Source organism: Ruegeria sp. HKCCD6647-2 (assembly GCF_057221075.1).
This window is the reverse complement of the sequence record NZ_JBWVBD010000003.1, coordinates 21704-48635: the sequence shown is the minus strand read 5'-3', so window position 1 is coordinate 48635 and position 26932 is coordinate 21704. Positions and strand designations below refer to the sequence as shown.

The following is a 26932-nucleotide window of genomic DNA, read 5'->3' as shown; positions in this document are numbered from 1 at the left end:
AGGCGCAACGTCTGCGACACGCATTTACAGAACAGCCGGAGCCGCTCAGTTTTCTGGTCAATTACTCTTCAATCGGGTCGTTATCTCCGACAACCGTGACCAGGATTGCAGTGTGACCGGCAAGGTAAGTGCCGCTTCAGCAAACTCCCACGAGTAGCTGACAATCGAAAAAATCGCGCCGGGTGTCGCATTCAGGTTCTGCGTCGCGAACCAAAGATTGAACAGAACCATACCAATCAGCAGGATGAAAATCGCACCATAGAGGATCGCTTCGGTATCCGAGAGTTTGACTTCAAACTGGCGCAGCCTTCTGAGGTGAACCAGCACCAGGCGGTCCCGGCGTTGTTCCAGTATCCTGACCTGATGCTCCATTTGCTCATTGAGGGCACGGTTCCAACGCCAAAAGGTCGCGTGAAACAAAGCATAAATTGAAACCATTCCAAGCAGGGCGCAACAGGCCGACAAGGCCAGCGTCGGCGAAAAGTAAAACAGCAGAATTGCCGAAACCACGAACTGCACAACACCGGCGATTGCCGAAGGCAACGTGTCTTCCAGAAAATCGGCCAGCTCACGGCCCATTCCGATCCGGGCATTCAGGGACGATATCGGCAAGGTCGAGAATCGCGACGCGAGCGTCTTGCCCAATTCAACGCGCATCGTGCCATATACCCGCGTGTCATAGATCCGTCGGGCTACGCTGATCAGTGTCAGGGCGACCAGCAACGCCCCCAGATGCAAAAAGGGCTTTGACTCACCACCCAGCAACCCATCGATGGCAAAACCAATAAAAAGCGGGATCATAACGGTCAGCGCCGTTTCGGACAGGATCAGAAACCAGGTCAATCCGACGCGCCAGCGGAACACACGCAGAAGCGTTCCGATCGTAAGGTTTTGGTTGGCCAGCATTGCGGGTCATTGATCGTAGTGGATGCGGACGCGAACGTCGCCGGGCCACACCGAGGCGGCCTTGAAGTCAGGCTCATCCTGCGGATTTGGCGCACCCGTTGAACCAACGCCTTCCAACATTTGCGTGGCCGTCATGTTCAGGTCTTCGTCCTTGTTTTCATCGTGAAACAGCAGAATTGCATAGGGTCCGGCATTGAGATTCGAGAACTCGTGGCGGACTTTGCCTTTCCGGGACGGAATCTGGGCGAAGTCCACGGCACTCCAAAAGTCCAGTTTGTCAAAGGCACGGGCGTCATCGAAAACAAGAATCACGATGTTGCCTTTGGCGTTTCGAATACCGTCGACCGTTACGTGCAAACCATCAGCAACGGCAGGTGCCGCCAATGCCAGCGTGGCAAATGCGGGTCCCAAGAGTTTTCGGATCATGCTTTCGTCCTTTCCGTACCTGTTTGCGGGAGGGTTGGTTTGAAAATCGCGATGACGTCTTCGGCGATGGCGATCAGCACGGGTACAAGCACCAGCATCAGAGCGGTGCCGAACAGTTCCCCATAGGCCAGCGAGATGGCTGCCGGGATCAGGTATTGTGCCTGCTCGGACGTTTCGGTCAGCAAAGGCAGCAGACCGATCACCGTCGTCGCCGTGGTCAGAAAGATCGCTTTGAAGCGCCCGACGCCCGCGCTGTTCAGGGCCAGGTTCACAGGCTGTCCCTCATCGCGGGCCTGATTGTAGCGTGTGATCATGACAAGGCTGTCATTCACGATCACACCGGTCAGTGCCAGCATGCCAAAGAACGAGAATAGCGAAATCGAAACACCCATGATCAGGTGGCCGACGGCGGCTGCGACGAACCCAAAGGGGACGATGGCCAGAATGACGAAAGGCTGCCAATAGCTTTTCAGCGGCACGGCCATCAACACATAGATCAGAACCGCCGCCAATAGCAGCGCGCGCCTCAATCCATCGCTGATGTCCGACATCTCCTCCAGTTCACCGGCCGGCAGAACGGTCACGCTGGGGTATTTCTCCCAAAGCTTGGGAACCAGTTGCTCGAACACTGCTTGCCCAACCTCTTCCGGGGCGACGAGATTGCGGTCAATCGAGGCGGCCACAATATTCATGCGCTTGCCGTCGCGCCGGTTGACGACACCGGAGGCATAGGACCCTTCGATTTCGGCAACCGTTTCCAGTGGCACCCATGCACCGGATGCGCTGCGCAAACGGGTCTGCATCAGATCGGCCAATGTGTCGCGGTTTTCACGTGCGTTCTGGACGACCACGCGAATTTCCGACCCATCGCGCCTGACCTTGGTCACCTCGTCCCCGCCAAAGCCATAGCCAATCTGGTTGGCAAGGGTCTCGGCGTTGAAGCCAAGGTGCCGCGCATCCGGGCGCAGGCGCAGTTTCAGCTCGGGTTGACCACCGGCTAACCCGTCCCGAACATTTGCCACACCCTCAATGTTGGCCAGAAAGGTCTTCATCTCGTCGCTGGCCTGCCGCAGCAGGTCCTCGTCCTTTGACGCCAACCGGATGCGGAACCCTCCGGCGAGCGCTTCTGACCCGGTGAACTCAAGCTCGGTCGCGCCCTCTATGTCACCGACCCGTTCGCGCCAGTCACGTACCACTTTCAGGATTGGAACTTCCGGACGTTCCGCCACCGGGATCATCTCGGCATAGATCTGCGCACTGCCCGCGCTGTTGATAATGGTGAACACGGTTTGGACTGGCGGCGTGACCATGCCTGTGCCTTCGGCAAGGTCCGAGTTCAAGGCGTTCAACTCATCCTCGATCCGCTTCACATTTGCGCGGGTCAGCGCGAAGGGCGCGCGGGCGTCCATTTCAAGGTTCATCGTGATGATCTGGCCGGGCACTTCGGGAAAGAACACGGTCTTCACCTTGCCTTTGTACATCAAACCCAGCCCCAGCGTTGCCGCAGCGATAAACAGGATCACCACGGCATAGCGTTGGCGCACCGCGGCAATGAGCATTGGTTGGTAGATGTTGTCCCGAACCCAATACAACGCGCCTTGCGCCGCGTCCTGCACGCGGCCCCAAATGCGGGTCAACAGATAGCGGCGTCCCTGCCCCATCCGGACATAAGCCAGATGCGCCGGCAGGATGAATTTGCTTTCGATGAGCGAGAAGATCAGAGTCAGGATGACGATACCAGAAAACCCGGCCAGCACTTTGCCCAACGGGTTGTCGATCAGCAGCATCGGAAAGAATGCGGCTATCGTGGTCAACACACCAAACACAGTGGCGACGGCCACGCGGTGCACACCGCGCTCGGTGTCTTTGATCGGGTCCTTGCCGTTGCGGCGTTCCTCGAAAACGCTTTCGCCAACCACAACTGCGTCATCGACCAGAATACCCAGCGCAATGATCAAACCAAAGGTGGTGACATCGTTCAGCGAGTAATCCACCCATTTCGAGCCCGAGACCGCAAGTGCCCCCATGACCGAAACCGGAATGCCCATCGCAACCCAGAAGGCAAGCCGAACGTTCAGGAAAATCGACAGCATCAGGGTCACAAGGATCAGCCCCTGCACCCCGTTCGATCGCAGCAGCGCCAGCCTGTCCGAGATGTAGCCAGCGCTATCCCCCCACACTTCAGCCTGAATTTGCGCCGGTAACTGTCGGCTGAATTCCTGCACAGTGCTGCGAACCACTTCGCTGATCTCAAGCAGGTTTTCTTTTTGCCCGACCAGAACCTCCATGCCCACTGTCGGATTGCCGTTCAGTCGAAACAGGTATTCGCCGTCCTGAAAACCGTCTTCGATGGTTGCAATATCGCCCAATGGCACAAAGGATCCATCGCCGCGTTCAATAATGGGCAGGGCCGCATATTCCGGACCATATTTTGCCCTGTTATCAGCCCGCAGGAAAATTGTCCCACCTTCGGTGCGCAACCGACCGGCCTGAAATGTCAGCGAGTTCTGTTCTATCGTTCGGGTAACATCTGAAACGGTCAGGCCATAGTGTCGCAATTGCGCGGGGTCGATTTCGATGCGCAACTCGCGTGGGATCAACCCCCAGATTTGCAAACGGGATAATTCCGGCTGGGCCAGCAGTTCTTCCTTGAGGCGCTGTGCCAGTGTCTGCAGAGTGGCCGGATCGGTTTCGCCGTACAGATTCAGATAGAGCGCAGGGAAATCAAAACCCGACGCTTCGATCACAGGGCGGCGGGCGGTATTGGGCAGGTCAGTCAGCCCGTCGATGCGAATACGTACCCGATCCAGAACGGCTTGCAGCTTTTCGCCGCCTGCGCGGCGGACCGTGACCAGGCTGAAGCCATTTTCGGACTGCGACGTAACGCTGCGCACGCCTTCCAGCCCCTCAAGGGCTTGCTCAACCTTCTGCGTGACCAGTTCATCCACCTGCTCGGCCGTCGCGTCGGGAAATTCAATCTCAATTGTGACGCTTTCCGGCGGGATACGCGGGAAGCCCTCGATGCGGATATTCAGCAGCGTCTGAACCCCAAGAAATAGGATCAGTGCCATCATCAGGTTGGCGGCGACCGGGTTGCGGATGAACCAGGATGTCAACGCATGCATGGCTCAACCCTCGCCCGCTTGCGGCGTCACACGCTGGCCCGGCAGGAACGAAGCGAGAGGGGTATTTGCCACGCGCCAAGGGCCGGACCCTTCCGGCGCCGAAATTGTGATCGTGCCTTCGCTTCGGAACAAAATGTCCGGGCTGATCCGTTGCAGTTGGTCATCCTCCCCGACCAGCCAGATATGCCCGGCACGGGTCACTGTGCTTTCCGGCAGGGTCAGCGTGTCCGAAATCGTACGTCCCAGAAGCCGAACTTTCAGAAAGTCGCCGGCCAGTATCCGTTCATCGGGTGAAGCGACATCAAGAAAGACCCGCACCTGTCGCGTGTCCTGATCCAGAAACCCACCTCCGCGGCGCACCTGAGCCTCTCCCAGCAACGCCCCGGTGCGATGGAGCAGCTCCGCGTTGGCCCCGGATATCGGATGATCCAGAAGCGCCCAGTCCGCCTGGCTGAACTCGGCGACCAGTTCAAACTGCCTGTCGTCCGACAGGTGCAGGAGAGCATCGCCCGGAGCAACCGTTTGACCAAGGCTGGCAAAGCGACGTGTCACAAAGCCCGAAAACGGGGCAACCACGTCAGCTTCCGCCAACTCGGTGCGCGCCGCGCCCAGTCGCGCTTCGGCCGCCGCAACGGTTTTTTCCGCAATACGCAGTTGCGGTAAATTCAGCGCCAGGTCATTGGGTGGCTCCACCCCATCCCGATCAAATTGGCGTCGCGCAACCGTGACATTGTTCTGCGCGCGCAACAGTGCCAGTTTCGCCTGTTCAAGCTCCATCTCTGCAGCGGCAACCGCGCTGTTGTAGGGCGCCTTCTCAATCGAGAACAAAGGATCCCCCCGCTCCACCTTTGCCCCGGCCAAAGCAGCATCGTGAACTGCGATGATACGCCCGGATACAGCCGACCGCAGCTCGGCATCCCAACGTGGCCGAACCTCGGCGAAGGTTGAAATCTGTGCCTGTACCGTCTTGGGGGCCACGGTAACCACCGAAACAATAGGCGGTGGCGGCGCGGTCGTCGTTGCCTGCACGTCGATTGTGTCTTCGGTGTCGAACAGCAGGAACACGATTGCGACCAGCAGCACCAAGGCAAGTCCGATCCATAGCCATCGGCGTCTCGGGTTTTGCGGCGTTTCCGCGTGTATATCGGTCATGAAACGGCCTTTCTCAGCGCAATCGAATCCATCGCCTTGCGGTGGTGGATACGACGTCATATACTATGAACGATCGTTCGTTCAATATAGAGAATAAAAAAATGTCAGATGATGAAAAGGCAGGTTCGGTTCGAAAGAAGGCAACCGCCAGGCGGCGCAATCAGATTTTGGAAGCCGCGGTCATGTGTTTTCTCGAGCAAGGATATCACCAGACCGGCGTGCGCGACATCGCGGCGCGGGCCGGCGTCAGCCTTGGAAATCTCTACAACCACTTCCGCGGGAAGCACGATGTACTTGTCGAAATCGCGATGTTCGAGCGCCGCGAAATGGAACCTTTTCTGAAAATTCTGAATGCGAAGTCGCCGGCACCAAAAATACTCAAAAAGTTCATTGGCGCTTACGCCAAGTATCTGGCGGCACCGGAAAACGTCATTCTCACGCTGGAGATTTCAAGCGAGGCCGTTCGCCAGCCGGATATCGCACGGTTGTTTGTGGAAAACCGCGCGATGCTGACCGATGCGCTGGATGTCGTGATAAGGCGGGGAATAGCGGATGGTAACCTGCGTACTGTTCCGGATCCTCTCCAGGCTGCGCAATTGGCAATAGAAGTACTGGAAGGCAGTGCGTATCGCAGCGTCCTGTCCGAAATACCGATGCCCAAGATAGTGGGCAGCGTCGAGGATTTCGTAATGAGCGCACTTTTAGCGCGGTGAGGCGATTTCGGCCTTTGACATTCGAGTTTCAGTTCAGGTGTTAACAACGCCAAGCACGCTGGAGGAACTGTCGGATTCAATATGTGCTATGGTAGTGGGAAACGAGGCAGTCATGCGTCCGGAAACCGTAGAACCAGGAGAACGGTTGAATGATCATGCGAATTTTCCAGGTCGTGACTCGACCCGGCAAGGAAGAAGAGTTTGCACGTTTCTTTCACGAAACGGCGATCCCCCTGATGAAAGGGACTGAGGGTATCGTGCAGGTTCTTCCCGGGGCACCGCGCGCGGACTCACCTCGAGAATTCAGCTTTGTGATGGTGTGGGAGAGCCTGGACGCATTGAAAGCATTTGTTGGCGAAGACTATCAAAGCCCGCACATCGATCCGGCAGAGGCGGAATTGGTCGAATCCCGTACGATCAAACATTACGATTTGGTAGAAAACTGACACCCGTTACACTGATCTTCTGACGAGATCCAAATGACCCGCAACGATATCAGAAATCCCGATGCTCTTGTCACAACCGGGTGGCTGGCAAATCGATTGGGTGATCCCAAACTCAGGATATTTGACTGCTCAACGGTTCTGCAGTTTGAAGAGGGTGGGAAGCGACCTTATCGCGTACTCAACTGTGCGGACGAACATGAAGCTGGTCACATCCCGGGAGCGAGCTATTTCGACCTCCAGCGCGATTTTTCAAATGATGACAGCCCCTTCGGAATGACGCTGGAAGACCCGGCAACCGTTGCGGCAGCATTTGAAAACGCTGGTATCGATGCCCGGTCTCGTGTCGTTCTCTATAGCCGAAGAAGCCCATCCTGGGCCACGCGGTTTTGGTGGATGCTGCGATGGATCGGCTTCGACAACGCGTCTGTACTGGATGGCGGATACGAAAAGTGGCTAACCGAGGGTCGGCCAATTTCCACCGAACAAGAAACCTTTCCGCCCGGTCAGATTTCAGTCAGGCTTCGGCCGGAGCTATTCGTTTCCAAAGAAGACGTACTGGCTGCGATGGACGACCCGGCGACGTGTCTGGTGAACGCGCTGGGACGTGACATCTTTTCCGGTGAGAACGCGCGTTATGGACGGCCGGGGCGCATTCCCGGCAGCATCAACGTCCCACAAGTCGAGCTTGTGGACCCTGAAAGCCACGCATTCCTGCCCCCTGACATGATCGCGAAGGTGTTCGAGCGCGCAGGCACTGCAGACGCGGCAGGCCATATCACCTATTGCGGCGGCGGCATCTTTGCCACGGTCGACGCGTTCTGGCTCTATCAGCTGGGCCACGACAACGTTGCGGTCTATGACAACTCCATGAGCGAATGGGGTCCGGATCCAAGCCTGCCATTGGAAACTGACTAAGCTGCGCTAAAGCCAGCGTGTGTTACAACAGAATCCGGATTTCAATGGGTCATGACCCTAATGCATAGCAAATCAAATATGCAGCGCGTGGCCAAAAGCCCGCAAACATGCTTCTTGCAGGCTTTCCGATCGGGTCGGATGTGCGTGGATTGTGGCGCTGATGTCTTCCAGACGGGCGCCCATTTCAATTGCCAGCGAAAAGGCTGCCGACAACTCCGAAACGTTCTCTCCAACGGCCTGAATACCAACCACCGCATGATCGCTGTCGCGCCAAACGACGCGGACGAAACCGTCTTCGCGTTCGGTGGTCATGGCACGGCCGCTGGCCTGAAAGGGGAACAGGGTCGAGCTGGTACCTTCGACCTCGTCCGGTAGTGCGCCGCAGGTGACAACTTCGGGATCGGTGAAGCAGACTGCGGGAATAACGCGCTTGTCCCATTCGACCGAATGACCTGCAACAAGTTCGGCCACCATCTCACCCTGCGACATAGCACGGTGGGCCAGCATCGGTTCCCCAGTGACATCACCGATCGCATAAATACCGCGCATAGAAGTCTGGCAAAATCGATCGATTTTGACGAAAGGCCCGTCCTGAGTCAGCGCAAGTTCTTCAATACCGATGCCAACAGTGCGTGGACGACGACCCACCGACACCAGAACCTTCTCGGCCACTACATCGTCTTGATCAGTCTTCAACCTGCCCTCTTCGTAGCCCAGTGCCCTTGTACCTGTCATGATCCTCACGCCCAAGTCATCCAGCCGTTTGGCCACCGGGCGCGTCAGGGCGATGTCATAAAGCGGCAGGATGTGATCTTCGGCTTCGACCACAGTAACTTTGGTGCCCAGCTTGGCGAAAACTGTGCCCAGCTCCAGCCCGATGTAACCCCCGCCGACAACGGCAAGGCTTTGTGGTGCTTCAGTCAAAGACAGAGCGTCGGTCGAGGACAAAATCTGTCCACCGAAAGGCAAAATCGGCAGCTCGACAGGGGCCGAGCCGGACGCGATCACAATGTACTCGGCATTGATCGTGTGCTCTTCATCGCCGCGGCGGACCGAGACAGTTTTGCCGTCAAGGAAGCGCGCGCTGCCGCTGACGAACCGGACGCCTACCTTTTTCATCAGCCCCGACACGCCCGTGTTCAGCCGTTTTACGATTCCGTCCTTCCAGGCGACCGTTTTGGCCAAATCGATCTTCGGTATCGCCACTGAAATGCCCAAGGGGCCTTCGGATGCGTGGGCGATTTTGTGGAACTCGTCGGCCGCATGGATAAGCGCCTTGGACGGGATGCAGCCCACGTTCAGGCAGGTGCCCCCGGGTTCGCTCTCGTCTACAACCACGGTATCGATGCCCAGCTGCCCGGCCCGAATGGCGCAGACATAGCCCCCGGGACCGGCTCCGATAATCAGAAGTTTGCATTCGATATCTGACATTTAGCCCTCGACAAACAGCATGGCCGGGTTTTCCAGCAAGGATTTCAGCTTTTGCACAAAAACAGCGGCGTCCCAGCCGTCGATCACCCGGTGATCGAACGAGCAGGAGATGTTCATCATCGTCCGCGGTTGGAATTGTTGCCCGTCCCAGACCGGCCGGACTTGCATTTTGTTGATGCCGACAATGGCCAATTCAGGATGGTTGATGATCGGTGTGGTGGCGACAGCTCCCAGCGGACCAAGCGAGGTGATCGTGATTGTGCCACCGCTCAGATCTTCGCGTTTTATCGAACCGTCACGCGCGGCGTCCGCCAATCGCGCAATTTCGGCGGCATTGTCCCAAAGGCTGCCTGCCTCGGCATGATGCACAACCGGCACATTCAGGCCATTTGGCGTTTGTGTGGCGATCCCGATATGCACACCGCCATAGCGGTGGATCACTCCGGTCTCGTCATCAAAACGCCCGTTCAACTCAGGTTGTTCGCGGACTGCCTCAACGATGGCCCGCATCAGGAAGGGCAGCAGCGTCAACTTGGGGCGTTCATCCTTGTACTTGGTGTTCAAAGCGGCGCGCAGGTCTTCAAGCGCCGACATCTCGACCTCTTCGACGATGGTTATGTGTGGGATCTGCCGGTTCGACGTCGCCATTTTCTCGGCGATCTTGCGGCGCATGCCAACCACTCGCACCTCTTCCACGCCTGTGTTCCGGCCTCGCGTCACGGCCCCTTGCCGGATATCGCCCGAGGCAATCCAGCTGTCGAGATCGGCGTGGCTGATCCGCCCTGCCGGGCCGGAACCCGGGACCTGCCGCAGATCGACACCCTCTTCCCGAGCCCTTGCGCGCACAGAGGGCGAGGCCAGCGGCTTGGTACCATTGCTGCGTTGCACCGGTGTGGGGGCTGGCTTCGTCACCTGCTCATCCACTGTTTCAGGCGTGTCTTCAACGACTTCGACCGGCTCTGCGGCTTTAGGCGTTTCGGGACGTTCTTTTTCGTTGCCTTCCCCCTCGACCTCGATCCGGATAAGCACTGCGCCGATTGGAACCATCTCACCGACCTCACCACCCAATTCCAGCACCTTACCCGAGACTGAAGACGGCACCTCGACCGTGGCCTTGTCGGTCATGACATCGGCAAGCACGTCGTCTTCGCGGACAATGTCGCCCGGTTTGACATGCCATTCCGTCAATTCCGCCTGGGCGATACCTTCACCCACATCGGGTAGTCGGATTGCAAACACGCCCATGGATCAATCCTCCATGACTTTTTTCAGCGCCTCGGCGACGCGTGTGGGGCCCGGGAAGTACTCCCATTCCTGAGCGTGCGGGTACGGAGTATCCCAGCCGGTCACGCGGATCATGGGCGCTTCGAGGTGGTAAAAACAGCTCTCCTGCACCAGCGACATCAACTCGGCCCCAAATCCCGAGGTGCGCGTCGCCTCGTGCACGATCACGCAGCGGCCGGTTTTCTTGACCGACCCGGTGATGGCATCCAGATCCAGCGGGATCAACGTGCGCAGATCTATGACTTCGGCGTCTATACCGGATTCCGTAGCCGCAGCTTGAGCAACATAGACCATCGTGCCATAGGCCAGCACCGTGACATCCGAGCCTTCCCGGCGGATAGCGGCCTTGCCCAGAGGCACAATGTCATCTCCGTCAGGCACATCCCCCAGCGGGTGGTCCTTCCAACTGACAAGCGGTTTTTCATGGTGCCCGTCGAACGGCCCGTTATAGAGCCGCTTGGGTTCCAGGAAGATCACCGGGTCTGGATCGGCGATGGCAGCCAATAGCAGGCCTTTTGCATCACGGGGGTTGGACGGCATCGCCACCTTTAGTCCGGATACATGGGTAAACAGACCCTCGGGGCTTTGACTATGGGTCTGGCCGCCAAAAATACCGCCACCTGTGGGCATACGGATCACGATGGGGCAGGTGAAATCGCTGTTCGACCGATGGCGCAAACGCGCGGCCTCGGAGACGATCTGGTCAAAGGCGGGATAGACGTAGTCGGCGAACTGAATTTCGATCACCGGTTTCAGCCCGTATGCCGCCATGCCAATGGCAGAGCCAACGATCCCGGCCTCGTTGATCGGTGCGTCAAAACAGCGGGAGGTTCCATATTTTGCCTGCAATCCGGCAGTGCATCGGAACACGCCACCGAAATAGCCGACATCCTCACCAAATACGACCACACGCTCGTCGGCGGCCATGGCCACGTCATGGGCTTCACGCACCGCTTCGATCATGGTCATCCGCGCCATAATCAGAACCCCGCTTCCTGACGCTGCCGGATCAGATGGGGCGGCATGGTTTCATAGACACCTTCGAACATGTCCCGCGGCGAAGGTTGTTTACCGGAGGCGAGTGTCCCAACGGCCTCGGCCGTTTTCTGCGCGGCGATCACCTCGTCCATCACTTCGGCCTCGGCCTGCGCGTGGCGTTCTTCGCTCCATTCGCCGATTGTTATCAGGTGCTGCTTCAGCCGCTCAATCGGATCCCCCAGGGGCCAGGCTGCGGCCTCGCGCCGGGAACGATAGGCCGACGGATCATCAGAGGTCGAGTGCCCGCCCGCGCGATAGGTCACATGTTCGATCAGGGTCGGACCAAGGCCAAGGCGCGCCCGTTCGCAGGCCCATTTGGCCACGGCGTGCACGGCCAGATAGTCGTTCCCGTCGACCCGAACCGACGCGATGCCGAACCCGTGGCCGCGCGCGGCAAACGTTCCAACCCCACCGCGCGCGATGCCCTGAAAGGTTGAGATCGCCCACTGATTGTTGACGATGTTCAGGACGACCGGCGCCTTGTAGGTCGACGCAAAAACCATGGCTGCGTGGAAATCACTCTCAGCGGTCGAACCGTCCCCGATCCAACCCGCCGCAATCCTGGTGTCCCCGGAAATCGCCGATGCCATGGCCCAGCCGACGGATTGAACGAATTGCGTGCCTAAGTTCCCCGAGATCGAAAAGAACCCGTGCTCTTTCGAGGAATACATGATCGGCAGTTGGCGCCCGTGCAGCGGGTCCTCGGCATTGGAGAATATCTGGTTCATCATCGTGACCATGGGATAGTCGCGCGCGATCAGAAGTCCCGCCTGCCGATAGGTCGGAAAGTTCATGTCGCCGGGCTGCATCGCGCGGCTGAACGCGCAGGATACGGCTTCTTCGCCCAGATGCTGCATGTAAAAGCTGGTCTTGCCCTGTCGTTGCGCCGTCAGCATACGTGCATCGAACGCTCGCAGGGTGAGCATGTGGCGCAGACCTTCGCGAAGCTCGTCAACACTCAGCGCTCCGGCCCATTCGCCGACTGCTTCGCCCTCTTTGTTCAGGACCCGCACAATGGAGAAGGCCATATCCCGTATCTCGTCCGGATCGACATCAACAGGCGGGCGCCCGACCGCTCCGGCACGGGGAATTTCGAAATCCGAGAAATCCGGCGTATCGCCCGGACGGCAACCCGGCTCGGGTACATTCAGGGAAAGCGGGCGAACATCGTTGCTCATATTGCACCTTTCTGACTGGCCGCGGCATTGGCGGGGCTCTGGGTCGCAATTGCGTCGGCCGTGTCGGACGACGCCCTGCCGCTCGTCGATTTGATGTCCAGTTACTTATGGTTACGCCCAGCCATGGGGATCGCGCAATAGGTTATGGAATTAATTGAACAACACGGACTGAGCGAAGTTCAGCGCCAATGGGATTTTCTGTGCCTTACGGAACCCGGGCTGGATGTGTCGCAAACATTTGGAGTGGCCAGGGTCAGAGATATACGGGACACACTTATCCTACGATCTCGGCGAATAGCCGAAAACCAGACGTCGTAGTGTCAGGGAAATTGCCGCTTTCCGATCATGTTGGCGACCTCAATGCCGTCCAGAGTAGCTGAGGCAGACCTGAACGACCTAAACCCGCACATGTGCCTGATGCGACGCCTGATAAACCTATGATCTTGTTCAATCATGTTATTCAAATACTTGGACCTGACTGTTTGGATTTTGGTTGGGCAACCAAACCGATTAAGGATTTGTTCACCTCTCAAATGCCTGCCGCGCTGGCTCCACTTTTGTTGATGACAATCTTGCTTGGAATTCCATTGGAAGACAGTGCTTTGGCGACGAACCTGGATGCTGCTGGTCGGTTCCTCCGCTCAGACAGCATGAAATCAGGGGTATCTCCTGATTTGTCGACAGCCCGATAGAGATACATCCATTTGCCGCGAACACGAACATATGTTCTTTAATTGAGCAGCAGCTCTCGGTGAGTTTAGTCCAGTATCGACCACCTGCAAGGTTCTTTCCGAAGTCATCCTGTCGGCGCTTCATCTCGGCGTTCAAGGCATCAACCCCCAAAGGTCTCATGCGCGGTTTGATCTAGGTAGCCGCATTTAGGTTGCACGGGTTCGGTCGACAGCCTGCCGTGTTGGTCGGTACGGCAACTCGTGATCGGGAATTCCGTTTGTATTGTCGGTTTTGCCTCCTTCGTTTGAAAGATTGATCCATTTGTCCAGATGGCGTGCATCAGCACAGCAAGCTTTCGCGCCAGGGCAACGACCGCCTTCATGTGGCTGGTGCGAGCTTTGAGAGCCCGAGCCCATCTCTGTAATTCCAACCCTGTGCCTGGCCTTACCCGGTTCAACAAACTGCTGGCAGCTTCATAGAGCGTCGAGCGCAGCATAGGGTCGCCGCGTTTCGATATTCTGCCGCCGTAATCGATGTCCCCCGATTGGTACCGCCGGGCTGTCAACCCGAGATAGGCGCCGACTGATCTGGATTTCGCAAATCGGCGCGGGTTATCAATCGTTGCGACAAAGGTCACGGCACTCACAGGACCAACGCCTGGGATCGTCATCAATCGTTGGCTGGCCTCATCGGTTTTCGCGTGGCGCACCATTTCCTTGCTTAGGGCTGCCGCCTGCCGTAGGGCCGCGGTCCGCAAGTCGAACAATGGCAGAATGACACTGGGCAAGGCTGGCTTATCCTTCAAGATTGCGTCGATCCGTTCTTCGTAGGTTTGAAGATGCATTGGTTGCCGAAGCCCGAAGCTGGCCAGCAAACCACGGATGGTATTTTCGACATTCACACGGGATTTCAAGGCCACTTCCCGGGCTTTCAACAAGGCTCGCCGCTCCTGGGCGATCCGGCTCTTGACCTCGACCTTCCTGTAGAACCCCGTCCCCGCCAGTTCGGCCAACATGGCGGCATCATTGGCATCTGTCTTGTTGTGCATCTGACCGAGAACGGCATGAGCCTGGCGAGCATCGATGCAAACCATCGGCAACCCCCGTTCTGCCAGCTCAGTGAATAGCCAGTTCGCCATTCAGCCAGTTTCAAGGTCCACACATTGGATGGCGCCAACGTGGTCGCGCAGCGCCTGACAGTTCACGTCAGGGTCCGTCACTGTCTTAACCACAAACATGGTGGCTTCATTTTCATTGCAGACGCAAATTGACGTTTCAGCTTTCGAAACATCCAATCCAACAAAACACAATTCCATTTTACTCTCATGTCTTTGTTCCGGTGCCATCATGCACCGGCCAAGAGAGCTGCCGCTCAATTACTCAGAGTGTCGTCCATGCGCCAGGAACTCAGCGTTGGGCGTTTTTTCGACTGCGCTCTCGCTGCGATCATTGGTGGGTACTTCACAACCCACCTGTTGAGATTGGCGTGTTCCACCTGCATGCCGCGTTCGGCCATGATCTCTTCCAAATCCCGATACGACACTGCGTACCGCAAATAGAAGTTCACAGCGTACAAAACCGCATCCTTGGGGAAATATCAGCCTTTCAATGAGATCATGTTGGAACTCGTTCGAAAAAATTCGACGGGGACAAACGTCAGATCACGAATGTTCGTCAACTGGCCCTCAAAGTTTGCGACACATCCGTCAGGGAATGCGGACCTTTGTTGGCGACGACATCAGTGGGCAATGGAGATCTTCTGCGGCTTCTGTTTCGGCGCATGGCTTACGTCCTCAAAGTTTGAGTGGCCACTCAAACTTGGCATTCTGCAATCGTCCCGTCCAGCCATCAAAAAACATCTGTCGCTAATTTTTTTATTTGAGCGCTCAAATAAAAAATGTTAATGATTCCCGACAGAGGAAAGGAGATCCTTATGAAGGATGACGTGCTGATTCAGTCTGACCCCAGAGCCGGGCGCACCGGGTTGCCTGCCTGGAGCTACACCAATCCCGAACTTCTGGAAGAAGAAAAGGAGCTTCTGTTCCGCCGACACTGGCAGCTTGTTTGCCATGAAAACGATGTGCCCGAACCTGGCGATTTCATGGCCGCTGATTTTACAGGTGAGCGGGCCTTGGTGGTCCGCGGGGCGGACGGTGAAGTCCGTGCTTTCCACAATCTTTGCCGCCACCGCGGCAGCCGGGTCGTGGCTGAAGATAAGGGCCGTTGCAAGAACGCCATCATCTGCCCGTTTCATGGATGGGCTTTTAACCTCGATGGAACCCTGCGCGGTGCGGCACGACCCGAGACACTGCCGGATCTGGACCCGGTGGAATGGGGTCTGAAACCGGTCGAGATGGACATTTGGCAAGGCTTCGTCTTTGTCCGCTTCAAGCCGGGGCCCCAGCCCAAGGTTTCCGAGGTGATGGCTCAGTTTGAAGAAGAGTTGGCCCCGTACGGCCTGCCTGCGGTTTTGCCGGACGGGAGTGGAATCAGCGTCACTGAAATCGCTGCAAACTGGAAATGCGTTCGTGACGTGGACAACGAAGGCTACCATGTGCCGCTGGCACACCCTGGTCTGCATGATCTTTTTGGTAACAACTACGAGGATCAACCGTTCAGCAATGGTGCCGCAAGGTCCTTTGGCGGCTTTCGTCCCGGTTCCGGGCGGATGTGGAGCGTGCGCAACTATAAGAAGTTGCTGCCGAGAGACGAGGCATTGGATGACGATCATCAGGCAGCCTGGCTCTATCTGGGTCTTTTCCCCAATCTGGTGTTCGGCATCTACCCGGATTCGGTGATCTTCTACCACGAGTTCCCGGTGGAAAATGGCCGCACCATCCAGCGTGCCGCCTGTTACAAACGACCGGCAGAGGATCGGCAGTTGCGCGCTGCACGCTACCTCAGCGGACGGATCGACCGGATCACGTCGAAAGAAGATGAGCAGCTGATCGAATGGTGCTGGGAGGCAGCCTTCTCCAGCGGCTACGATGGTGTGATCCTATCTGATCTGGAACATGGCGTGCGCAGCTACCACGATGAGTTGCGTAAGCTGTTCCCGGTCCTGGAACATGACGAACCCGAACCGGGGCACTTGAAGACCCGAAATGCAGAGCTGCTGGCGCAGCTGGACAAGTTATGAAGGCGCACGCCCTTTAACAGGGCGGCGTTCTAAATACCGGCCGGGAGGAGCCAGGAATGTTAACCGGAGAGAGGCGTCAGGGCCTCACACTGATCAGCCCGACATTGCTCTATTCGCTGCTGATGCTGGCCGCACCGCTGGTGATGGTCGTGACGTTCAGCTTCTGGACCCAGAATTACCTGGAGCTCGATACGACCTTTACGTTGGACAATTACCGCGAAGCCTGGAGCAAACCGATCTACCGCACTTTGTTGCTCCGCTCGTTGAAGATTTCGCTAATCGTCACGTTGGTAACTGTGGCTCTGGCGTTTCCGATCGCCTATTACCTGTCCTTCCACGTAAAACAGCGCAAGGCGCTGTGGCTGTTCCTGATCACCGTGCCGTTCTGGACCAGCTACCTGCTAAGAGTGTTTCTGTGGAAGGTGATCCTCGGCTACAACGGCGTTTTAAATACCGCGCTCACGGGGATGGGCATCATCGACGAGCCGCTGACTTTCCTGCTGTATAACGCAAATGCGGTGGTGCTGACTCTGGCCCACGCCTGGGCACCCTTCGCGATTCTGCCGATTTTCGTGGCGCTGGAGAAGATCGACCGCTCGCTGCTGGAAGCCGCCGAGGATCTGGGCGACGGGCCGGTGAGGCGGTTCTTTCGGATCACGCTGCCATTGGCCATGCCCGGAGTAGTCGCCGCCACCTTGATCGTACTTATTCCGACCATTGGCGATTTCATTACACCGAAACTGGTGGGTGGCACCGACGGGTTGATGATCGCGAACATGATCCAGATTCAATTCGGCAAGGCAAACAACGCGCCGCTGGGGGCAGCTTTGGCTATCTCCTCGATGCTGATCGTGGCCAGCATCAGCGCGGTAATTTTCCTTGCTGGCAAACGTTTTGGAGGCAAGGTGACATGAAATCCGAACAGAAGGGGCTTTCCGCCAAATGGCTGGCGTTTTACGCTGTTGCCTACATGGTGTTTCTCTACGCTCCGGTCATTCTGTTGCCGATGTTCGCTTTTAATGACGCCACAATCATTTCATTTCCACTAACCGGCTTTACCACCCAGTGGTTCGACGTACTGTGGAAGACTGAGGCCCTGCACGGTGCTGTTCGAAACTCGCTGGTTGTCGGTGTCACGTCAGCTGTGCTGAGTACCATCCTCGGCGCCTGCGCAGCGCGGGCGGCAGCTCGCTATCGGTTCCCAGCCAAACGCGGCATCATGAGCTTCATCATGTTGCCGCTTGTGCTACCAGAGATCATCGTAGCAGTGGCACTGTTGGTTCTTCTGATTCAGCTGGGCATGCCGTTGTCGCTGGCAACCGTGGTACTGGGCCATGTGCTGATCTGCACACCCTTCGCCATCGCCATTCTGAACTCTGCCTTTCAAGGGCTGGATCAAAGCCTGGAGGAAGCCTCGTACGACTTGGGCGAAAGCCGCTGGGGCACGTTCCGCCGCGTGGTTTTGCCATTGGTCATGCCGGGCGTCGTATCCAGCCTGCTGATCACTTTCACCATTTCGCTGGATGAGTTCATCATCGCCTTCTTCCTGACCGGCACCGAAGTCACCCTGCCCGTCTATATCTGGAGCCAGCTACGTTTTCCTGCCAAGCTGCCATCTGTGATGGCGCTCGGGACTATTCTGCTGACTCTGTCCGTCCTGCTCCTGATCCTTGCCGAGTGGTTCCGTCGCCGCTCAGCCCGGAAACAGGGTATCGAAGCTTCAGCCACCGGAGGATTTGCCTGATATGGCTACCCCATCCCCTAAGCCAATCATCGACCTTACGGGCGTCGCCAAGAATTTTGGAACCTTTCAGGCCTTAAAAGGCATTGATGCTACCATCAACGAGGGCGAGTTCTTTTCGCTCTTGGGCCCTTCGGGCTGTGGCAAGACCACCCTGTTGCGCATGATCGCCGGGTTCGAGACGCCAACAGACGGCACCATCGTGATTGCAGGCCAAGACATGGCGGGGGTCTCCGCCAACCGCCGCCCCACCAATATGGTGTTTCAATCCTATGCGATTTTCCCGCATCTCAGCGTGGCAGAAAACGTCGGTTATGGTTTGAAGACCCGCAAGATGCCCAAAGTCGAAATCGCCCTTGAAGTGGAGCAGGCGCTGAAAATGGTGGACCTTGGTGGACTGGGCGATCGTGCTGCCCACGAATTGTCCGGCGGTCAGCGCCAGCGGGTTGCTCTGGCCCGGGCACTGGTAATGAAGCCGAAAGTTGTTTTGCTGGACGAGCCCTTGTCAGCGCTCGACAAAAAACTGCGCGATCAGATGCAAGTGGAACTGCGCCAACTCCAGCAAAAGCTAGGCATCACCTTCATTCTGGTGACACATGACCAGGAAGAGGCACTGACCATGTCCGACCGGATCGCGGTGATGTTCGAAGGTAGAATTGCACAGCTCGCCAGCCCCGAGGAGTTGTATCGCCGTCCGGTGAACAGGCGTGTTGCCTCGTTTATCGGAGTAATGAATTTTCTCGACGCCAAGGCTTCGGGACGTATGAATGGCCATCTGGCGCTCGATATTCCGGCACTTGGCAGCATCGAGGTACCGTCGGCTCAGATTCCTGAAGGGCTGGATTTTCGGAACCTGGATTCGATTGGCATCCGTCCAGAGATGCTGACCATCCTCTTCGACGGCAGCGAACCGACCGAGCAGGTGGCCATGGGACAGGTGACCGGTACGGCCTATTACGGTGACATGACCTACTACAGCGTGCGCCTGCCCGGTCACGGCGAAGATGTCACTATCTCAATGCGCAACACCGCAGGCCGTTCCATCGTTCCCCCTGGCAGCGAGGTACCTGTGGGTTGGGGTGCGGATTCGATCGTACTGTTCCAGTAATCCGGGCCGCCGCGGAAGGCTCCAAATTTAAGCAAACTAAAAAACGCCCCACCAAATTGGCGGGGCGTTTGGTCGCTCGTAGGGTGAAGCTGGTTTCAGAAACCAGCTTTGATCAGTTCGAATTCGGCAATCATCTTCTCGCGCAGATCCGAAGGCACCGGCGCTTGCCACAGGGTCTTGGCCCGCAGGCTTTCGCTGCTTTCCAACCCCATTGCGGCCAAATCTTCGGCATTCATCTCTGCCATGGCCTTGGCATTGCCGTGGCCATAACCCCAGCTGGAAACAAGATAGTTAGCGGTTTTCGGTTCAAGCCATGCATTGATGAAGTCATAGAACTTGTCTTCCGAACCAGGTGCATTTGCCAGCTTGGCATATCCGCAGACCCAGCTAGAGGCACCTTCGGCTGTATCGCGCTTGATTGCGATTGGATGGCCCTCGTAGGTCATTGTCGAGTAGGTCTCGTTCCAGGCCCAGGCCAGATAGACCTCGCCACTTTGCATGAGCTGCGCCAGCGACGCGCCGTCGGACCAGTAGGTACGCACATTCTGGTGCACCGCGCGCAGGAAATCGGATGCAGCCTGGAATTGTTCGTCCGTAGCATTGGTCCAATCAGTGACGCCAGTGGCGAGGAAGCCCAAAGCATAGGCGTCGTCCACATTGTCGCCAATCGAGATCCGCCCCTGATGCTTGGGGTCTGCAAAGACCTGCAAGGTCGCCACGTCCGCGTCGCGAAGATGTTCCGTATGATAGGTGACCGCAGTGTTGCCCCAATCTGCGGGGATGAAATAACTCTTGCCGTCCTTGGTATAGGCTTCAATGTCACGAAAGCTGGGCTCCAACTCATCCCAGCGCTCGATCCGTGCGGTGTCGAGCGGTGCAAGCAGCCCCGCTTCGATCCACTTTGGTACCGATTGTGAGCAAGGGTGCGCAACGTCGGCGTGGAAACCGGAACGCAGCTTCTGGAAGGCTTCCTCTTCGTCACCGAAGAAAGCGAAGGTCGGCCCGTCCCCATGTTTCTCAATATAGGCAGAGAAGAACTCGGGGTCTTCGTAACCGGCCCAGTCAAAAACTGTCAGCTCCTCATCAGCGGCCAAACCCATACCTGCCTGAAGGGACAGGGCCATGCCAAGCGCAGTGGCTGTTTTCAAAAATTCCATGAAAGTCTCCCTGTTGTCGCGGCCCTGTTTCCTGCCTTTTGCCACCTCCGGCGCAGGTTCGACCGTGATATGGAAAAGGTTAAGAGGGAATCTGACTTGACACAAGAATTATTTGAGCGCTCAATTAAATTTCAAGAGAAATCCTACCTATCGAAGGGTAAATACTGATGCGCGATCCTCGCCATGACATCCTGTTCCAGCCATTGAAAATCGGTCCTGTCGAGACAAAGAACCGGTTTTACCAGGTGCCGCACTGCGCAGGCATGGGGTGGCGGCGTCCGCGCACCGTGGCGGCAATGCGGGGGATGAAGGCGGAAGGCGGCTGGGGGGTTGTGAACACCGAGTTCTGCTCGATTCACCCAACATCAGACAACGACTACTACCCCTATGCCGCGCTATGGGATGAGGATGATATTCGAGCCAACCGCCTGATGACCGACGCCGTGCATGAACATGGCGCGCTAGCTGGGGTGGAACTGTGGATCGGCGGCGGCATGGTGACGAATTTCGGCACCCGGCTTGCGCCCTTGGGTATGCGCAACCGTCCTCAGACGGATTCCACCGTGCTGCATCCGGGACAGGCGCGCAAAATTGATCGAGAGGACATCCGCAACATCCGCAAATGGCATCGCGATGCCGCCCAGCGTGCGGTCGAAACCGGATTTGACATCGTCTATGTCTACGCCACCCACGGCTATCTACTGTCAGAGTTCCTCGACCCGGTGAACAATTCTCGCAGCGATGAGTACGGCGGCTCCTTGGAGAACCGCGTGCGGCTGGTACGCGAGTTGATTGAGGAGACCAAAGAGGCCGTTGGCCACAAATGCGCCGTGGCCACCCGTTTCAGTGTCGGGCTTGAGGATGCCGAAAGTTATGACGCCTTTGCCATGCTGGCGGATCTGCCGGACCTATGGGACCTTGTGGTACCTGACTACGGGGTGGAGATGGGGGCGAGCCGTTTCGTCAAGGAAGCATCCTTTACGGATAGTATCGCACAGGCAAAATCACTAACCTCCAAACCCGTTGTGGCCGTGGGGCGTTACACCTCGCCTGACACCATGGCGCAGGTGATCCGCCAGGGCGGGCAGGATCTGATCGGTGCGGCACGCCCGTCAATCGCTGACCCGTTCCTGCCAAAGAAGATTGAGGAAGGCCGCAGCGAAGACATCCGCGAATGCATCGGTTGCAACATCTGCTATGCGCATGACTCGCTTGGTGTGCCACTGCGCTGCACCCAGAACCCGACCATGGGCGAGGAATGGCGCCAAGGCTGGCATCCCGAGAAAGCCGGGCGCAGCGAAAAGCCTGAAAAAGTGCTGGTTGTCGGCGCAGGCCCTGCCGGACTGGAAGCGGCCCGAGTTCTGGGCGAGCGCGGTCATACGGTGATGCTTGCCGAAGCGCGCCGTGACCTCGGCGGGCGCGTCACCCGTGAGTCCCGCTTGCCAGGAATGATAGAATGGGCCCGCGTGCGCGACTGGCGCGTCGGGCAGATTGAGAAACTGCCCAATGTGGAAATCTACCCGGAAAGCCCGCTGACGGCGGCCGATGTGCTGGACCTTGGTGCGGCATATGTCATCGCCGCCACTGGGGCAGTCTGGGCAACAGACACCATCGGGCGGCATTCCGATACCGGATTGGAGGAAGAAGCACCCGGCATGCTCGTCTCGGCGGAAACTGTGCTGAACGGGGAGCCACTCAATGCGGATCATGTGATGATCTATGATGACGATCACTACTACCTCGGTTCGGTTCTTGCGCTGAAACTGCGCAAGGAAGGTCACCGGGTCACGCTGGTGACGCCCGCTGGCCGCCCCTGCGACTGGGGCCAATGGACCACGGAGGTCTACCAATCCAACGCCGCCTTGATTGAGGCGGGCGTTACGGTGGTGCCCAACCGCATGCTGGTAGCAGCTCGTAAAGGAGAGGCAGTCTTGTCCTGCATGTTCTCGGAAGATCGCAGCACCCATTCCTGCGATGCTGTCATCCCCCTCGCCCGCCGCCTGCCTGTGCTGGATCTCTATGATGGTCTAAAAGGGATGAAAGATAGTCTGCGTGAATCCGGTATCAAATCCGTGATCCGCATCGGCGACGCCGAGGCCCCCCACATCATTGCCGCCGCCGTGCAAAGCGGATATCGCGCGGCGATGGACCTGGGACAGGAAGTTGATATTGCCACGAAATACGGGCGTCGCGAACACACGGTGTGAAGCGATACACTCCAATGGATTACCGCGGCGATTGCCGCGGACCCAACAATTCAGAACAAAAAGGCGGGCACCGGAACCACCGTAGCACCCGCCAGTTCGGGGAGAGTGACTGGAACCTGTTCCATCCTCTCCAGTCTTACGACTTCAACTGAGCCTCCACCTGCTGAATGGCACGTTCCAGGATGTCGAACATTTCGTCGATCTGCTCCAAAGTGATGATCAGCGGCGGCGAGAAGACAGCCATGTTGATCAGCGGGCGCACGATCAGGCCCATTTCCTCGCAGGCGGCATCAATCATCGCGCCAAGCCTGCGCTCGGCTTCCAGATCCTCCGCCCGGCATTCAATACAACCCAGCAGACCCTTGCCCCGGGCATCGCCGACGATATCAAACTTCATCAACTCGCGCAGGCGTGTCTGGAAATGCGGAGTGACGGCGCGGACATGCTCCAGGATACCTTCGCGCTCGATAATCTCGATGTTCTTAAGCGCTGCAACGCACGAGACAGGATGACCCGAATAAGTGTACCCGTTTGTGTAGGAAGACGGGCTACCTAGGTGACTCATCTGTTCCATAACCCGGTCGGAAATGATGCATGCGCCCAGTGGCAGATAGCCCGAGGTCAGACCCTTGGCGCAGGTGATCATGTCGGGCTGGATACCGAAGACCTCCTCGGAAGCAAACCAATGACCCAGCCGGCCAAATCCGGTCACAACCTCGTCGGAGATATAGAGGATGTCATTGGCACGGCAGAGGTCCCAGGTCCGTTTGTGGTAGCCCGGCGCAGGTACGATGACGCCTCCAGAGGAGAGGATCGGCTCTGCAATGAAGGCGCCAATATTGTCCGCGCCGATCTCTGCAATGGCGACCTCCATATCCGCGACCTTGGCATCGCACCAGTCCTCGACGCTCATGCCCGCAGGGCGGCGGTAAGGATTCACGTCGGGCAGAAAATGCACCAGCCGGGTTTCAAAATCGAAATGGCTTTGGTCGCGTTCCTTACCGGTCACCGAATGGGCCAGATAAGTCGACCCGTGATAGCCCTTCTCACGCGCGATGATCTTTTTCTTTTTCGGCTTACCGCGTCGGTTGTTCATATACTGCATGGTCCGCAGCGCCGTATCCACCGCCGTCGAGCCGCCGGTGGTGAAAAAGACATTGTTCAGATCGCCCGGCGCCATATCGGCAATCTTCTTGGCCAGAACCGCCGATGGTTCAGTGGTGTTGGTGAACGGAGATGTATAGGGCAGCTTCATCACCTGTGCGGCAATGACATCGGCCATCTCCTGACGGCCATAGCCGATCTGGGTGCACCACATGCCGCCGGGGCCGTCGATATAGCGCTTTCCCGTCGCATCCCACAGATGAATACCGTTGGCGGTCTCCATCAGCATGTTGTCGTAGCCGCGCCAGTCGTCCATTGCCATCCAGGGGTGCAGCTGATGCGTGCGATCCCACTCGTTCAAGGTGTCCGGGCTCGGTTCGTTTGCAAATGCATTCGGTTTCATCTTGGTCATTGGGAATACCTGATCCGATTTAGAACGGGCGTGGCGGAGTTGCCCGCGCACGGCTGTTGATGAAGAAGGGATTGTCCTCGATGGCAACCGGCACAAGGCGCCTGTCCCATTGACCTTCTTCGTTGACGTAAACTTCAGCCCAAAGATCTTCGGTGATGCCCTCGCCGAAGGGGGCTTTGAATTCGGCCAGCGCAATGTTGCGCTTGGTGGTCGGGGACCAGACGCCAGAGGTCACATGCCCCACTTCTTTCTTCTTTTTGTGGTAGATCAGCGCACCGTCAGCAGGTTTGAATCCGCCGATATCGATCTTGCGCAGGTGATACCGCAAACCGGTTTCCCGTTGTTTCAGCAGCGCCCGACGTCCATTGAAATGACCCTTGGTGAAATCCACCATTTTACCGAATCCCAGCTCCAAGGGGCTGCGACCTCGGCCCAGACGCATGGCTGCATGGACGGGCTGGAAGTCAAAGCCTGCGGCGATGAACCCGGCTTCAATTCGGCAGATATTGAGCGCCTCAAAGCCAATTGCCTTCAACCCCCAATGGCTACCTGCCGCCCACAACCGGTCCCACAGATCCAGCGCTTTGCTGTTCGGCATCCAAAGCTCATAGCCAAGATCGCCAGTGAACCCGGTGCGAGAGACCCACAAATCCGGTTCGATCTCGCGCCAATCGAAGGGCTTCATCTCCCCAACATCGTGCAGCCCTGCATCCTGCAACAGTGAATACGAGGTCGGCCCCTGCAGAGACAGCGCCGCGATGTCATGACTCTCGTCGGTGATCTTTGCGTCGAAGCCCCAAGCGGTGTCGAGTAGCCACGTGTACATGGTCTCCTGACAGCACAGGCGGAAATCGGTTTCCGAATAGCGAAACAGAGTACCATCGTCGATCACCATACCCTCTTCATCGCACCACAGAACATAGCCAACCCGTCCGTCACGTAGCTTGGCTGCGTCGCGGGTCACCAGCCGGTTCACGACCTCCAACGCATCCGGCCCGGTAATGCGGTATTTGTGCATCGGTGAGATGTCGAACAGGGTTGTCTGGTTGCGGATGGCAAAATATTCGAACTCTACCGTGTCCAGCGTAGCGGGCGAGACATAGCCCGCCCAATTGGTCCAGTTCTTGGCCGTGCTGAGCGCCTCCAGTCGCGGGTGAAACGGAGTTTCAATCAGTCCGATGGGTACATGTTTTGTCATCAGAAGACTCCGTCCTTCAAAAGCTGCATTGCGCTGTTGCGACCTGCCAAACCGGTCACGTCTCCGCCCGGGTGGGCGCCCGCACCACAGAGGTAGTAGCCTTCGGGTCCAAATCGGTAATGCGCCATGCCGTTGGCGGGTCGCACCGTTAGGATCTGGTCGATGCCCAACTCTGCATGATGCCAATGTCCGCCCGGCGCACCTGTTCGCGCCTCGATACATGCGGGGCTGAGCACCTGTTTCTCAGTGACCATTGCCCCAATGCCGGGTGCATATTTTTCCAGCGTAGCGATTGTGACAGCCGCGAGCCTTTCAAGCGCGGTGTCATTCCAGCCGCCCTCCAGCCCGTAGGGAACAGAACTGACCACAACAGACATCACATGCCGTCCGTCTTTGGCCAGCGTCGGGTCTGTCAGGCTAGGAATGATCGCCTCAATAACAGGGCTTTCTGGCATCTCGCCGTATTTTGCCGGGTTGAACGCACGCTCCACATAAGTTGCACTCGGGGCAATTATCATTCGGCTCGCGGCAAGGTCGGGATTGACGCCCGTAAACTCCGGCGTGCCGCTCAGCACCAGATTGACCTTGGCCGCCGAGCCTTTGCAGCGCTGGTTGCGCATTCGTCGTACAGCTTCGACGTCGTAGTATTTTGCGCCGGTCAGCATCATCGCGGGCATAGGGCCAGTGTTACTCAAAACCGCCCGAGCAGAGATTTGGGTGCCGTCTTCAAGAACCACGCCCGCGGCACAGTCGTTTTCTACCAACACGCGAGATACACCTGTGCCGGTGCGAATTTCAGCCCCGGCGGCGCGGGCCGCAGTCTCAAACGCAGTTGAAACAGCTCCCATCCCGCCCACAGGCAGCTGTGCGCCGCCGCCCTGTCCCAAGCGGTACATCAAAGTAAAAACAGTCCCGGGCGAACGCGGACCTGCATGCGCGCCGCGCACAGCATCCGCTGCCAGCGCGCCGGCCAGCGGGCTGTCCTCAAGATCATCCAAAATCAAGTCATAAGCGTTGGATAGGAGCACGCGGAGAAACTCGCGCATGTCCTTCTTGCCTATCCGCTTCAGATCCAGCCCAAGCTTGGCCAACTTCCCAAGTTCGGTAAGCGTGTTCAGGCTGGTCAATCCACCTTCAAGCGAGGGCGGGGATTTAGTGGAAAGTTGGCCCAGCAATCCCGCAAAAAGGGTCAAACAGCGCATCAATTCAGCAAAAGGCGCGGCTTCGGGATGAGGTCGGCCGTCTACCATTTCGGCCTTACCATCACGGATGATTGCATGGTTACCGTGTTCTGACAGCGACACTGAAGCCAGCTTGCGCAATTCCAAGGGAGCACGTGCTGTCCCAAGGCCCAACTCTTTAGTCACTTTTGGGTGTAGGTTGTAAAGCAGATGCGCGATCTCCGGCACCTGCATCCCGCCTGCAAGCGTGGTGTTGCGCGCCATACCGCCTGCGGTCTCGTTCCTTTCGATCACGCAAACCGATTTGCCCTTACGGGCCAGCGTCGCAGCCGCAGCCAGCCCGTTATGACCCGCGCCAATGACAATCGCATCATAAGTAGGTGTCGTCATCATAAACTCC

The 26932-nt window shown here is 57.6% G+C and carries 22 protein-coding genes and 2 pseudogenes; 8 read left to right on the top strand and 16 right to left on the bottom strand.

What is annotated here, in order from left to right; genetic code table 11:
• Window positions 1–57: 57 nt before the first annotated feature.
• The 4 genes from AC2TDJ_RS09395 to AC2TDJ_RS09380 are packed head-to-tail and all read right to left on the bottom strand — an operon-like array spanning window position 58 to window position 5609.
• A complete protein-coding gene (locus tag AC2TDJ_RS09395) occupies window positions 58–906 on the bottom strand; it encodes an ABC transporter six-transmembrane domain-containing protein (RefSeq protein WP_480841526.1) in 849 nt (282 codons plus the stop codon).
• A 6-nt stretch (window positions 907–912) separates the two neighbouring features.
• Complete coding sequence (locus tag AC2TDJ_RS09390; protein ID WP_480841524.1) at window positions 913–1332, bottom strand: DUF2141 domain-containing protein; 420 nt, start codon at window positions 1330–1332, stop codon at window positions 913–915.
• Entirely contained in the window at window positions 1329–4457 is a 3129-nt protein-coding gene (locus AC2TDJ_RS09385) for an efflux RND transporter permease subunit (protein WP_480841522.1), read from the bottom strand. The genes AC2TDJ_RS09390 and AC2TDJ_RS09385 overlap by 4 nt, the downstream gene beginning before the upstream one ends.
• A gap of 3 nt (window positions 4458–4460) precedes the next feature.
• The gene (locus tag AC2TDJ_RS09380) at window positions 4461–5609 is read right to left on the bottom strand and encodes an efflux RND transporter periplasmic adaptor subunit (RefSeq protein WP_480841520.1); all 1149 of its coding nucleotides are present in this window, start codon (window positions 5607–5609) and stop codon (window positions 4461–4463) included.
• Between the two features lie 65 nt (window positions 5610–5674).
• On the opposite strand from AC2TDJ_RS09380, the gene AC2TDJ_RS09375 reads away from it, so the two are divergent.
• The 3 genes from AC2TDJ_RS09375 to AC2TDJ_RS09365 all read left to right on the top strand — a co-directional run bounded on the left by AC2TDJ_RS09375 (window position 5675) and on the right by AC2TDJ_RS09365 (window position 7683).
• Complete coding sequence (locus AC2TDJ_RS09375; protein ID WP_480841518.1) at window positions 5675–6322, top strand: TetR/AcrR family transcriptional regulator; 648 nt, start codon at window positions 5675–5677, stop codon at window positions 6320–6322.
• A gap of 149 nt (window positions 6323–6471) precedes the next feature.
• Window positions 6472–6768 carry an antibiotic biosynthesis monooxygenase family protein gene (locus AC2TDJ_RS09370; protein ID WP_480841516.1) on the top strand — a complete coding sequence of 99 codons (297 nt, stop codon included), beginning with the start codon at window positions 6472–6474 and terminating at the stop codon, window positions 6766–6768.
• Between the two features lie 33 nt (window positions 6769–6801).
• A complete protein-coding gene (locus AC2TDJ_RS09365) occupies window positions 6802–7683 on the top strand; it encodes a sulfurtransferase (protein ID WP_480841514.1) in 882 nt (293 codons plus the stop codon).
• A gap of 72 nt (window positions 7684–7755) precedes the next feature.
• Here AC2TDJ_RS09365 and lpdA read toward each other — a convergent pair whose 3' ends face one another.
• From lpdA to AC2TDJ_RS09325, 8 genes and pseudogenes are all read right to left on the bottom strand, one after another.
• Entirely contained in the window at window positions 7756–9114 is a 1359-nt protein-coding gene (gene lpdA / locus AC2TDJ_RS09360) for a dihydrolipoyl dehydrogenase (RefSeq protein WP_480841512.1), read from the bottom strand.
• A complete protein-coding gene (locus AC2TDJ_RS09355; RefSeq protein WP_480841510.1) occupies window positions 9115–10359 on the bottom strand; it encodes a dihydrolipoamide acetyltransferase family protein in 1245 nt (414 codons plus the stop codon).
• A 3-nt stretch (window positions 10360–10362) separates the two neighbouring features.
• On the bottom strand, window positions 10363–11376 hold the full coding sequence (locus tag AC2TDJ_RS09350; RefSeq protein ID WP_480841508.1) for an alpha-ketoacid dehydrogenase subunit beta: 1014 nt from the start codon (window positions 11374–11376) through the stop codon (window positions 10363–10365).
• 2 nt (window positions 11377–11378) lie between these two features.
• Complete coding sequence (locus AC2TDJ_RS09345) at window positions 11379–12614, bottom strand: thiamine pyrophosphate-dependent enzyme (RefSeq protein ID WP_480841506.1); 1236 nt, start codon at window positions 12612–12614, stop codon at window positions 11379–11381.
• A 320-nt stretch (window positions 12615–12934) separates the two neighbouring features.
• A pseudogene (locus AC2TDJ_RS09340) lies at window positions 12935–13341 on the bottom strand (IS6 family transposase); the annotation flags it as partial.
• Between the two features lie 105 nt (window positions 13342–13446).
• Window positions 13447–14424: an IS110 family RNA-guided transposase gene (locus tag AC2TDJ_RS09335; RefSeq protein ID WP_480841505.1), complete on the bottom strand. Its 978-nt coding sequence runs from the start codon at window positions 14422–14424 to the stop codon at window positions 13447–13449.
• Complete coding sequence (locus AC2TDJ_RS09330) at window positions 14425–14634, bottom strand: hypothetical protein (protein ID WP_480841503.1); 210 nt, start codon at window positions 14632–14634, stop codon at window positions 14425–14427.
• A gap of 35 nt (window positions 14635–14669) precedes the next feature.
• Window positions 14670–14861 (bottom strand): annotated as a pseudogene (locus AC2TDJ_RS09325) (IS6 family transposase); the annotation flags it as partial.
• A gap of 357 nt (window positions 14862–15218) precedes the next feature.
• Here AC2TDJ_RS09325 and AC2TDJ_RS09320 point away from each other — a divergent pair.
• The 4 genes from AC2TDJ_RS09320 to AC2TDJ_RS09305 are packed head-to-tail and all read left to right on the top strand — an operon-like array spanning window position 15219 to window position 19273.
• Window positions 15219–16424, top strand: coding sequence for an aromatic ring-hydroxylating oxygenase subunit alpha (locus tag AC2TDJ_RS09320; protein ID WP_480841501.1), 1206 nt, complete (start codon window positions 15219–15221; stop codon window positions 16422–16424).
• Between the two features lie 56 nt (window positions 16425–16480).
• Window positions 16481–17338 (top strand): ABC transporter permease, encoded by an 858-nt coding sequence (locus tag AC2TDJ_RS09315; RefSeq protein WP_480841499.1) that lies wholly within the window; start codon window positions 16481–16483, stop codon window positions 17336–17338.
• On the top strand, window positions 17335–18168 hold the full coding sequence (locus AC2TDJ_RS09310; RefSeq protein ID WP_480841497.1) for an ABC transporter permease: 834 nt from the start codon (window positions 17335–17337) through the stop codon (window positions 18166–18168). Before AC2TDJ_RS09315 ends, AC2TDJ_RS09310 begins: the two co-directional genes overlap by 4 nt.
• A 1-nt stretch (window position 18169) precedes the next feature.
• Entirely contained in the window at window positions 18170–19273 is a 1104-nt protein-coding gene (locus AC2TDJ_RS09305) for an ABC transporter ATP-binding protein (protein ID WP_480841495.1), read from the top strand.
• A gap of 95 nt (window positions 19274–19368) precedes the next feature.
• On the opposite strand, the gene AC2TDJ_RS09300 is transcribed toward AC2TDJ_RS09305, so the two are convergent.
• A complete protein-coding gene (locus AC2TDJ_RS09300) occupies window positions 19369–20430 on the bottom strand; it encodes an extracellular solute-binding protein (protein ID WP_480841494.1) in 1062 nt (353 codons plus the stop codon).
• A gap of 167 nt (window positions 20431–20597) precedes the next feature.
• On the opposite strand from AC2TDJ_RS09300, the gene AC2TDJ_RS09295 reads away from it, so the two are divergent.
• Entirely contained in the window at window positions 20598–22637 is a 2040-nt protein-coding gene (locus tag AC2TDJ_RS09295; RefSeq protein WP_480841492.1) for an oxidoreductase, read from the top strand.
• A 136-nt stretch (window positions 22638–22773) separates the two neighbouring features.
• On the opposite strand, the gene AC2TDJ_RS09290 is transcribed toward AC2TDJ_RS09295, so the two are convergent.
• The 3 genes from AC2TDJ_RS09290 to AC2TDJ_RS09280 are packed head-to-tail and all read right to left on the bottom strand — an operon-like array spanning window position 22774 to window position 26922.
• Window positions 22774–24144 (bottom strand): aminotransferase, encoded by a 1371-nt coding sequence (locus tag AC2TDJ_RS09290; protein ID WP_480842238.1) that lies wholly within the window; start codon window positions 24142–24144, stop codon window positions 22774–22776.
• Window positions 24145–24172: 28 nt separating this feature from the next.
• Complete coding sequence (locus tag AC2TDJ_RS09285; RefSeq protein ID WP_480841490.1) at window positions 24173–25351, bottom strand: aminomethyl transferase family protein; 1179 nt, start codon at window positions 25349–25351, stop codon at window positions 24173–24175.
• Window positions 25351–26922: a phytoene desaturase family protein gene (locus AC2TDJ_RS09280; protein ID WP_480841488.1), complete on the bottom strand. Its 1572-nt coding sequence runs from the start codon at window positions 26920–26922 to the stop codon at window positions 25351–25353. The genes AC2TDJ_RS09285 and AC2TDJ_RS09280 overlap by 1 nt, the downstream gene beginning before the upstream one ends.
• Window positions 26923–26932 lie beyond the last annotated feature (10 nt).

Coding starts and splice junctions, on each gene's coding strand:
- AC2TDJ_RS09380 (WP_480841520.1), bottom strand. CDS start 5,609: ATGACCGATATACACGCGGAAACGCCGCAAAACCCGAGACGCCGATGG.
- AC2TDJ_RS09295 (WP_480841492.1), top strand. CDS start 20,598: ATGCGCGATCCTCGCCATGACATCCTGTTCCAGCCATTGAAAATCGGT.
- AC2TDJ_RS09390 (WP_480841524.1), bottom strand. CDS start 1,332: ATGATCCGAAAACTCTTGGGACCCGCATTTGCCACGCTGGCATTGGCG.
- AC2TDJ_RS09310 (WP_480841497.1), top strand. CDS start 17,335: ATGAAATCCGAACAGAAGGGGCTTTCCGCCAAATGGCTGGCGTTTTAC.
- AC2TDJ_RS09345 (WP_480841506.1), bottom strand. CDS start 12,614: ATGAGCAACGATGTTCGCCCGCTTTCCCTGAATGTACCCGAGCCGGGT.
- AC2TDJ_RS09365 (WP_480841514.1), top strand. CDS start 6,802: ATGACCCGCAACGATATCAGAAATCCCGATGCTCTTGTCACAACCGGG.
- AC2TDJ_RS09350 (WP_480841508.1), bottom strand. CDS start 11,376: ATGGCGCGGATGACCATGATCGAAGCGGTGCGTGAAGCCCATGACGTG.
- AC2TDJ_RS09315 (WP_480841499.1), top strand. CDS start 16,481: ATGTTAACCGGAGAGAGGCGTCAGGGCCTCACACTGATCAGCCCGACA.
- AC2TDJ_RS09280 (WP_480841488.1), bottom strand. CDS start 26,922: ATGACGACACCTACTTATGATGCGATTGTCATTGGCGCGGGTCATAAC.
- AC2TDJ_RS09385 (WP_480841522.1), bottom strand. CDS start 4,457: ATGCATGCGTTGACATCCTGGTTCATCCGCAACCCGGTCGCCGCCAAC.
- AC2TDJ_RS09355 (WP_480841510.1), bottom strand. CDS start 10,359: ATGGGCGTGTTTGCAATCCGACTACCCGATGTGGGTGAAGGTATCGCC.
- AC2TDJ_RS09395 (WP_480841526.1), bottom strand. CDS start 906: ATGCTGGCCAACCAAAACCTTACGATCGGAACGCTTCTGCGTGTGTTC.
- AC2TDJ_RS09285 (WP_480841490.1), bottom strand. CDS start 25,351: ATGACAAAACATGTACCCATCGGACTGATTGAAACTCCGTTTCACCCG.
- AC2TDJ_RS09370 (WP_480841516.1), top strand. CDS start 6,472: ATGATCATGCGAATTTTCCAGGTCGTGACTCGACCCGGCAAGGAAGAA.
- AC2TDJ_RS09375 (WP_480841518.1), top strand. CDS start 5,675: ATGAACGATCGTTCGTTCAATATAGAGAATAAAAAAATGTCAGATGAT.
- AC2TDJ_RS09335 (WP_480841505.1), bottom strand. CDS start 14,424: ATGGCGAACTGGCTATTCACTGAGCTGGCAGAACGGGGGTTGCCGATG.
- AC2TDJ_RS09330 (WP_480841503.1), bottom strand. CDS start 14,634: ATGATGGCACCGGAACAAAGACATGAGAGTAAAATGGAATTGTGTTTT.
- lpdA (WP_480841512.1), bottom strand. CDS start 9,114: ATGTCAGATATCGAATGCAAACTTCTGATTATCGGAGCCGGTCCCGGG.
- AC2TDJ_RS09300 (WP_480841494.1), bottom strand. CDS start 20,430: ATGGAATTTTTGAAAACAGCCACTGCGCTTGGCATGGCCCTGTCCCTT.
- AC2TDJ_RS09305 (WP_480841495.1), top strand. CDS start 18,170: ATGGCTACCCCATCCCCTAAGCCAATCATCGACCTTACGGGCGTCGCC.
- AC2TDJ_RS09320 (WP_480841501.1), top strand. CDS start 15,219: ATGAAGGATGACGTGCTGATTCAGTCTGACCCCAGAGCCGGGCGCACC.
- AC2TDJ_RS09290 (WP_480842238.1), bottom strand. CDS start 24,144: ATGAAACCGAATGCATTTGCAAACGAACCGAGCCCGGACACCTTGAAC.